The sequence below is a fragment of the Streptomyces wedmorensis genome, assembly GCF_000716445.1.
GTDB classification, from domain to species: domain Bacteria; phylum Actinomycetota; class Actinomycetes; order Streptomycetales; family Streptomycetaceae; genus Streptomyces; species Streptomyces wedmorensis.
The window spans coordinates 1-261 of the sequence record NZ_JNWK01000209.1 but is presented as its reverse complement, the minus strand read 5'-3'; the positions used below and the strand labels follow the sequence as shown (position 1 = coordinate 261).

Below are 261 nucleotides of genomic sequence, written 5' to 3'. Positions count from 1 at the left end.
GGAACGCCCTGGCGCTCGCAGATCCGGATGATCCGGTGGGTGCGGGCGGCGGTCAGGTCGTGGGTGCGGCCCGGCAGGGCGGGCGAGAGCCACAGCAGCCGGCCGTCGGGGTGGGTGACGACCTGCACGTTAACGCCGTGGCGTCGGTGCTTGTGGGAGTAATCGGTCCGGCCGTCGCCGACCCGGTCGCACTCGGCGAGGGTTCCGTCGAGCAGGACGAAGTCGGGATCATGCTCGCGCAGCGTCCTCAGCAGACCCGGT

General features: G+C 71.6%; 1 protein-coding gene. It reads right to left on the bottom strand.

Annotation, left to right across the window (positions count from 1 at the left end; all coding sequences use genetic code 11):
- A partial coding sequence (locus OO54_RS41130) for a transposase family protein (protein ID WP_033212968.1) occupies positions 1 to 261 on the bottom strand: 261 nt, incomplete at both ends.